The organism is Geodermatophilus sp. SYSU D00742 (genome assembly GCF_054049935.1).
Genome location: NZ_JBJGYJ010000048.1, coordinates 19,329 through 27,480 on the forward strand (window position 1 = coordinate 19,329; position 8,152 = coordinate 27,480).

An 8,152-nucleotide genomic window follows, 5' to 3' on the forward strand; every position below is an offset into this window, starting at 1 on the left:
CGCCGTCAGGTGCGGCCGAGGCCGACCAGGGTGACGTCGTCGGCGTCCGGCGGGTCCAGAACGGCGAGGACCTCGTCCAGCAGCGTCTCCGGGTCGCGGCCGGCCGCGGCGGTGGCGCACAGCGCATCCAGCCGCTCGGGCAGCGGGACGTCACGGCGCTCCACCAGCCCGTCGCTGAACAGCAGCAACCGGTCGTCGCCGTCCAGCTGCAGCCGGGCCTCGCGGTAGTCGGCGCGGTCCAGCAGGCCGAGCGCGGGGCCGCGGCCGCCGGTCACCAGCGCCGCGCCGCCCGCGGTGGCGTGCAGCACCGGCAGGTGCCCGGCGCTGGCCACGGCGACCGCACCGGTGCCCGGGTCGACCTCGGCGACGACGACGGTGGCCAGCTCCCCGGGCAGCAGCGCGGCGACCAGCGCGCCCAGGCTCGACAGCGCGGCGCCGGGGCCGGCGTCGCGCAGCAGGTGGGCGCGCAGCGCGTGCCGCAGCTGGGCGGTGATCGCCGCGGCGGCCAGGCCGTGGCCGGCGACGTCCCCGACGACGACCGACACCCGCCCGCTGGGCAGCGGCACCAGGTCGTACCAGTCGCCACCGACGACGTCGGCGGCGCTGGGCCGGTAGTACGCGGCCAGCGCCAGCCCGGGGACCTTCGGCAGCTCCTCCAGCAGCAGGGTGCGCTGCAGGACGGCGGCCAGGCGGTTGTCCTCCCCCGCCCGCTGCAGCGCGGACTCGGTGAGGTGGGCGGCCAGCGCCTGCGCCGCGGCCACCTCGTGCTCCCGCCACGGCGTCGCCGTCCCCCGCACCGTCTCGCTCCAGGCGGCGAAGGAGCGCCGCGGGCTCAGCCGCGGGCCGGCGCCGGTCTCGACGGCCTTGGGGGTGTGCGGGTTGCCGCCCCAGGTGACCTCGCGCAGCGTCTCGGGCCGGAACCAGGCCAGGAAGTCCCCGTTCCCGCCGCCCACCTCGACGGCGAGCAGCCCGCTGGCGGTGTCCGCGACGTCGGCGGCCGCCGGGACGACCCGGCCCAGTGCGTCCGTGGCCGGCTGCCCGGTGGCCAGCAGGGCCGCCACCAGCTCGGGCACCCGCTCGGCCGGTGGGGTCGCGCCGAGCAGGTGCAGCCGGCCGCCGAGGCGCAGCGCCGCACCCGCGGCGGGCAGCAGGTCCAGCACCGTGACCTCGCCCCCGGTCAGCGCGGCCGCGGGGTCGCGCGGGGTGCGGCCGGCGGCGGCAACCAGCCGCGCCTGCCGCTGGGCGACGCCGACGACCGCGCCGCGGTCGGCGGTCTCGACGGTGGTGTGCAGCAGGAGCGAGGCGGTGCGGGCCAGGAACTCGGCGGCGACCCGGTCGGCGTAGGACGGGCGGTGCGGTCCGGCGTAGTGGTGGCAGGAGACCAGCCCCCACAGCCGGCCGCGGTCGATGAGGGACACCGACATCGAGGCGACGACGCCCATGTTCGCCAGGTACTCCAGGTGCACCGGCGAGACGCTGCGCAGGACCGCACCGGACAGGTCCAGCGGGCGGCCGGTGCCCGGGTGCACCGCCGGCTGCAGCGGCACCGGGCGGTAGCGGGCGTCGGGGATGAGCCGCTGCCAGTTGACCGCGTAGAGGGCGCGGGCCTGGGCGGGGATGTCGCTGGCCGGGTAGCGCAGGCCGAGGAACGGCTCGAGGTCGGACCGCCGGTCCTCGGCGACCACCTCGCCGTTCCACTCGGCGTCGAAGCGGTAGACCATCACGCGGTCGAACCCGGTGAGCTCGCGGACGTCGCGGGCGAGCACCGCGGTCAGCTCGCCGAGGTCCGTGGTCGCCGACAGGCGCTGCAGTACCGCCGGCAGCCGCCGGTGCCAGGCGGCGCCGGCCTCCCCGGCGCCCTCGACCGGCTCCCACTCGGTGAGCAGCAGGCCGTCGGCGCGGTGGACGACGACGTCGACCTCGGCGCCGCCCACGGTCACCCGCAGCGGGTTGAGGTCGGCGAGGTCCCCGCCCAGGCCGGCGCGCAGCCGGGCGAGGTCGTCCGGGGCGAGCAGGTCGGTCAGGGACTCCGGCGCCCGACCGAGCAGGTCGGCGGCGTTGGCGGAGGCGACGACGACGGCGAGGTCGGGCTCGGTGACGGCCAGCAGCGCGCCGTGCGGCTGGATGGCGCCGGGGACGGCGATCGGCTCGTCGGCGCAGCGGGCCAGGGCCTCGTCAGTGACTCCGGGGACCTCGGGGCGGGGGACGGTGGACGTCACCGCCGCGACCCTACGGGCAGACCCCACCCTCGGGCAGGCCGGCCGACTCGACGATGGGCACGGTCGCCTGCAGCTCCAGCAGGTCGACGACCAGCCGCACCGGCCGGTTGTCGCGGGGGCAGACCACCTGCAGCGCGGCACCGGCGGCCTTCGCCGAGCGGGCGAGGGACACCAGCTGGCGCGCACCGGAGGAGTCCATGAACGTCGTCTCGGTCAGGTCGACGACGAGCGAGCGGGGGTGCTGGGACAGCAGTGACTCGACCGCCGTGCCGAGCTGCGGGGCGGTCGCGAGGTCGAGTTCGCCGCGTACTCTCAGCGCCGGTCGCCCGAGGACCGTCATCCGTTCCACCTCGAACAGCACGGTTCGGTCCCCTCGTCGTCTGGCACCCTGCCCACTGCAGGGTAAGGGCCCTCGGGCACGGAGGGGGAGATCGGGATGGACATCGCCTTCACCGTCCGCCTCCCGGTGGACAGCACGAGCGTGCCCTTCGTGCGCGGGCTGTGCCGGCAGGCGCTGGAGCACCTCGGCGTCGACCGGGCGGTCGTCGACGAGGTCACGCTGGCGCTCACCGAGGCGTGCGCCAACGTCGTCCGGCACGCCGGGGAGCACGCCGAGTACGAGGTGCAGGTCGCGATCGACGACGCGCTGTGCCGGATCAGCGTGTTCGACGACGGCGACGGCTTCGACCCCGACGCGCTGCCCGACGCCGACGGTCGCTCGCCGCTGGACGGCGGTCGCGGCCTGCTGCTCATGCAGGCGCTGGTCGACCGGCTCTCCTTCCGGCACGAGTCCGACGGCCGGCACCGGGTGACGCTGGAGAAGCGGCTGTCCCCGCACCCGCCGCTGCGCCTGGTCGACCCGGTCTGAGCATGGAGCCCACGCACCGGTCCGGCTCGGTCCTCCAGGACCGCTACGAGCTCCTCTCCCCCATCGCGACCGGGGGGATGGGGCAGGTCTGGCGCGCCCGCGACCTCGTCCTCGGCCGCACGGTCGCGGTGAAGGTGCTGCGCCGGGAGTACACCGGCGACCCGGTCTTCCTCACCCGGTTCCGCACCGAGGCCCGGCTGTCGGCGGGGTTGGTGCACCCCAACATCGCCGTCCTGCACGACTACGGCGAGGTCGAGCCCGAGCAGGCCGGTGGCGACCGGCTGGTCTACCTGGTGATGGAACTGGTGAACGGCGAGCCGCTCGCCGGGCTGCTGCAGCGGGAGCGCCGGCTGACCCCGGACCGGACGCTGGCCGTGCTGCGCCAGGTGGCCGCGGGGCTGGCCGCCGCCCACGCCGCGGGGGTGGTGCACCGGGACGTCAAGCCGGGCAACGTGCTCGTCGCCCCCGACGGCACGGTGAAGATCACCGACTTCGGCATCGCGTGGTCGGCGGCGAACGCGACGGTCACCCGGACCGGCCACGTCGTCGGCACCCCCCAGTACCTGCCCCCCGAGCAGGTGCGGGGCGAGAAGGCCGTCCCGGCCAGCGACGTCTACTCCTGGGGGATGGTCGCCTACGAGTGCCTGGCCGGCCGCCGCGCGGTCGACGGGCCCGACCCCGTCGACGTCGCCTTCCGGCAGCTGCGCGACACCCCCGACCCGCTGCCGGACGACGTCCCCGAGCCGGTGCGCCGGCTGGTCGAGCGCACCCTGGTCAAGGACCCCACGCAGCGCATCCCGGACGGCGCCGCGCTGCTGGCCGCGGTGGACGAGGTCGTGGCGGGGCGCCCCCCGGTCGTCGCCGCCCCGGTCGTCGCCCCGGACGCCGACCGCGCCGACACCCTCGTACTCCCCGCGGCGCGCCCCGAGCCGGAGACCAGGGTGCTGCCCGCGGGGGCCGCCGTCCCGGCCGCGGAGGCCGGCGCCGCCGCGCCCGGAGCGGGGGCACCCGCCGAGGACCCGGACGACGGGCGGCCCCGGCGCCGCCTGCTGGTCCCGCTGCTCGCGGGGCTCCTCGTGGTCGCCGCCGTCGTGGCGGGCGCGCTCGTCCTCGGGCTGCGGGGCGCCGACCCGGCGCCGGCCGGCGCGCCCACCCCGGCACCGTCCTCGGCGACGTCCGCCACCCCGACCACCCCGCCACCCCCGCGCGTGGTGCAGGTCCGGCTGGCCGCCGAGGAGTACGTGGGCCGGCCGGTGGGCCAGGTGCAGGCCGAGCTGACCGGACTGGACCTGCTGGTGCAGCTGCGGCCGGTGCAGACCGCCGACGTGCCCGCCGGGCAGGTGATGGAGGTGGCGCCGGTCGGCGAGGTGCCGGTGGGCACGACGATCACCGTCACCCACGCCGTGGCCCCGCCCCCGCCGCCGACGACCCCGCCGCCCCCGGTCGAGGGCCCGGACACCGACGAGGGTGACCGGGGCGGCGACGGCAACGGGAACGGCAACGGCAACGGGGACGACGAGGAGGACGAGGACGGCGACGGCGGCCGCGGCCGCGGGAACGGGAACGGCAACGGTGACCGCGGGCGGGACTGACTCCGCCCCCGACGCTGACAGGTGACCACCCCGCTGGCCACCGGCCGCTGACCGCGGGGGCCGGCGTCAGCCGGTGGCGGCGGCCAGTCGGCCCTCCCACTGCTCGCCGAGCGTGGCGCCCCACGCGCGGGCGCGTTGCTCCTCCCCGGCGAGCAGCGGCCCCTCGGGCGAGGTCACGAGGAAGTGCTCGGCCGGGGCGACCAGCCGGCAGTGCAGGCGACCGAGCAGCTTCTCCTCCGTCCGGGAGGCGTGGTCGAGCGCGGTGACCAGCCTCGGGTGGTCCATGCGGGTGTCGTAGGCGGCCGCCGCGATCGCCGGGCCCTCGATGCGCACCTGCTCCAGCCACTCCCGCAGCCCGACCTGCGGGTCGACGTGGAGTCCGTAGTCGCGGTTGGCGCTCTCGCGGGTGGCGGGGCGGGGCAGGCCGGTCACGTGGTTGGGGCCGCCGACCACGAGCAGCCCGATGTCGGGGCCGAGCGTCGTCGGGGCGTCCTGCGCGGCCACCACCGTCACCGGCATCCGCGCCGACAGCCCGTCGGCGATCGCGCGGGCGATGGTCCGGCCGTCGCCGAACAGGGACTCGTGGACCACCAGGGCCTTGCTCATCGCGGACACCTCCGTCGGTCGTCGTCGTCCCGATGCTGGTCCCGCGGGTCGCGTCGGCGCGGCGTCCGGAGGTCCGCGGCGGAGGGGACGGAGGTCCCGCCCCCGTCGCTCAACCCTGCCAGCGCCGGGCGACGTCGTCGGCGAAGGCGGTGTACTCCCGCACCGGGAGGACCTCCTCGAGCGTGAGGTGGTGGCTCATCGGCAGGGCACCCATGACGATCTGGTCGAGCTGGTCGTGCGACTCGACGTCCACGATGCCGATGACCCGGCGCTGCCCGGCGACCTTGTAGAGGCTCTTGATCACGCCGCCGGCCATGGCCGCCTTGGCCGCCTGGGTCTCGCGCTCCCACTCGTCCCAGAAGTCGTCCTCGTCCAGCCGGGTGTGGTCGACGCGGAAGCTGACGTGGAACAGCATCGGGCGCTCCTGTGGTGCCGACGGCGCCCGGGTCCGACGCCGCTGCGGACGGGTGGGCGGAACAGCCTCCTCGGGGTACGGGTCGGCGACAAGGGGACCGGCGCCGTCGGCCGTCGAGGGACACGAGGAGCCATGGAGAAGATCAGCGACCGCCTGCTCAACTGGGCGTCGATCCTGGAGCCGACCACCCGCCTGCAGGCGGAGCGGACAGCGTCGATGCCGTTCATCCACCCGCACATGGCCCTCATGCCCGACGCGCACCTGGGCATGGGCGCGACCGTGGGGTCGGTGATCCCGACCGACGGCGCCGTCATCCCGGCGGCGGTGGGGGTGGACATCGGGTGCGGGATGGACGCCGTCCGCACCCAGTTCACCGGCGACGACCTGCGCAGGCGGAACCTGTCCACGCTGCACGAGCAGATCTCGCGGGCCGTCCCGCTGTCGGCCGGGCGCTACAACAAGAAGCTGCGCGACTCGGCGGCCGCGCGCGTGGCCGAGCTCCGGGACCTGCCGGGGGCGGCGCAGGCGGACGGCGTCGCGCACAACTGGCCGCTGCAGCTGGGGTCGCTCGGGTCGGGCAACCACTTCATCGAGGTGTCGCTGGACGAGGCCGACCGGGTGTGGCTGTTCCTGCACTCGGGCTCGCGGGGGGTGGGCAACCGGCTGGCGTCCAGGCACATCCGGGTGGCGCAGGACCTCGCGCGGGCCCGCCACCTGGACCTGCCCGACCGGGACCTCGCCTACCTCGAGGAGGGGACGCCGGAGTTCGACGCCTACGTCGAGGCGTTGCACTGGGCGCAGCGGTTCGCCCGCTTCAACCGCGAGGAGATGATGGACCGCGTCGCCGAGCAGGTCTCGCGGTTCCTGACCACCGAGGTCGAACGGCAGGTCGAGATCTCCTGCCACCACAACTACACCGAGCGCGAGGAGCACTACGGCCGGTCGGTGTGGCTGTCCCGGAAGGGCGCGATCTCGGCGCGGCGAGGCCAGGACGGGCTGATCCCGGGGTCGATGGGGGCGGCGTCCTACGTCGTCGTCGGCAAGGGGAACCCGGAGGCGCTCATGTCGGCGCCGCACGGGGCGGGGCGCAACCACTCGCGCGGGCAGGCGCGGCGGCTGTTCACCCGCGCGGACCTGGACCGGCGGATGAAGGGCATCGCCTGGGGCCGTTCGGACGCGTTCCTGGACGAGCACCCCGATGCCTACAAGCCGATCGACCAGGTGATGGCCGACGCGGCCGACCTCGTGGAGATCCGGCACACGCTGCGCCAGGTGGTCAACGTGAAGGGCGACTGAGCGTTGGGGCCGTCCCCCGGCCGCACCTCCACCTGCGGACGCTCGTGCTCTACCCACCACCGTGGGCAGAGCACGAGCGTCCGCGGAACGGGTTCCGGTCTCGAACGGCGGTCCTAGATGCCACCCCCGCCACCACAGGAGAAGCCGCCCCCGCCGCTCCTGAACCCGCCGTCCCCTGCTTGGTCGTCAGCCTCGGCGGCGACTCCGACGGACTCGTCGCGATGGATCAGCACCGTCGTGTCCGCGGGCATCACGGCGATCGTGTCGAGGCACGCATCCCAGAGGACGAACGAACCCTCCCGGGAGCCCAGCAGGTAGAACCCCGCCCCCTCCTGCGACTCCAGATCCGTTCCGCGGCGTAACGGTGACGCGTCTGCGGGAACGGAGACGTCCACGTCCACCACCGGCCAGGACACCAACCGGACCAGAGGCGGTGGGGCGATGGCCGGTATGTCTCGGCGCTGCTGGACCGCTGCATTGGCGTCGCGGATGAGGGCGCGACCTGCCGACACGCCGTTGTAGTACGCCACCACCAGTCCACCGGCGAACACGAGCGTCGCCAGCGTCAGGGACAGACCCCGGTGTCCTGTGGTGTAGCCCCAGAAGAGGAATGCTGCGACCACGACGAGGTCGAGTGAGGTCCACAGCAAGAGGAGGACCTGCCGTTCAGTGCCCACCGTCAGAGGCGTGATGACCAGGCCGAGGAGCACGCTCATCAGGACCGCGGCTACGCCGATGCGGATGAGCGCGCTCCTGCTGCGCCGCTCCGCGGAGTACCACGACGCCTGCGCGCGGAAGAACAACCCGACCATGAGAACGAGACCCGTCACCATCACGGCAGCCGTCCCGGCCTGGGTGATGACCGTCGTGTAGTCCAGTCCGACCTCCTCGGGCCGGAGATCGAACTGCTCGTAGAACCCGATGTGCGCCGACCACGCCTGGACGAAGAGCCCGAGGCCGACGCTGACGAGCGCAGCAGGAGCGACGACGGACAGGCGCTCGGTCCACTGAGGTAGCACGTCGACCGGCCTAGGTGTTCTGCTCCGACAGGTTGGGCACGCGGCTGGCCGGCGGAAGACCGCCGAGTGCGGTGTGGGTGCGGTGATGGTTGTAGAGGTGCAGCCACCGGCGCAACGCCTTGGTGCGGGCGGCGTCT

8 protein-coding genes and 1 pseudogene are annotated in these 8,152 nt (G+C 75.1%); 3 read left to right on the top strand and 6 right to left on the bottom strand.

What is annotated here, in order from left to right:
* Window positions 1-5 precede the first annotated feature (5 nt).
* On the bottom strand, window positions 6-2,219 hold the full coding sequence (locus ACI78V_RS21570; protein WP_456854532.1) for a SpoIIE family protein phosphatase: 2,214 nt from the start codon (window positions 2,217-2,219) through the stop codon (window positions 6-8).
* A gap of 10 nt (window positions 2,220-2,229) precedes the next feature.
* Window positions 2,230-2,580, bottom strand: coding sequence for an STAS domain-containing protein (locus ACI78V_RS21575; RefSeq protein ID WP_456854536.1), 351 nt, complete (start codon window positions 2,578-2,580; stop codon window positions 2,230-2,232).
* A gap of 75 nt (window positions 2,581-2,655) precedes the next feature.
* On the opposite strand from ACI78V_RS21575, the gene ACI78V_RS21580 reads away from it, so the two are divergent.
* Complete coding sequence (locus ACI78V_RS21580; RefSeq protein WP_456854538.1) at window positions 2,656-3,087, top strand: ATP-binding protein; 432 nt, start codon at window positions 2,656-2,658, stop codon at window positions 3,085-3,087.
* Window positions 3,088-3,089: 2 nt separating this feature from the next.
* The gene (locus tag ACI78V_RS21585) at window positions 3,090-4,679 is read left to right on the top strand and encodes a serine/threonine protein kinase (RefSeq protein WP_456854540.1); all 1,590 of its coding nucleotides are present in this window, start codon (window positions 3,090-3,092) and stop codon (window positions 4,677-4,679) included.
* Window positions 4,680-4,745: 66 nt separating this feature from the next.
* Here ACI78V_RS21585 and ACI78V_RS21590 read toward each other — a convergent pair whose 3' ends face one another.
* Window positions 4,746-5,285 carry a hypothetical protein gene (locus ACI78V_RS21590; protein WP_456854542.1) on the bottom strand — a complete coding sequence of 180 codons (540 nt, stop codon included), beginning with the start codon at window positions 5,283-5,285 and terminating at the stop codon, window positions 4,746-4,748.
* A 109-nt stretch (window positions 5,286-5,394) separates the two neighbouring features.
* Entirely contained in the window at window positions 5,395-5,700 is a 306-nt protein-coding gene (locus ACI78V_RS21595; protein WP_456854544.1) for a muconolactone Delta-isomerase family protein, read from the bottom strand.
* A 132-nt stretch (window positions 5,701-5,832) separates the two neighbouring features.
* On the opposite strand from ACI78V_RS21595, the gene ACI78V_RS21600 reads away from it, so the two are divergent.
* Window positions 5,833-6,996, top strand: coding sequence for an RtcB family protein (locus ACI78V_RS21600; protein ID WP_456854546.1), 1,164 nt, complete (start codon window positions 5,833-5,835; stop codon window positions 6,994-6,996).
* A 113-nt stretch (window positions 6,997-7,109) separates the two neighbouring features.
* Here ACI78V_RS21600 and ACI78V_RS21605 read toward each other — a convergent pair whose 3' ends face one another.
* Together ACI78V_RS21605 and ACI78V_RS21610 are read right to left on the bottom strand one after the other, a co-directional pair.
* A complete protein-coding gene (locus ACI78V_RS21605; protein WP_456854548.1) occupies window positions 7,110-8,015 on the bottom strand; it encodes a hypothetical protein in 906 nt (301 codons plus the stop codon).
* A 10-nt stretch (window positions 8,016-8,025) separates the two neighbouring features.
* Window positions 8,026-8,152 (bottom strand): annotated as a pseudogene (locus ACI78V_RS21610) (IS481 family transposase); the annotation flags it as partial.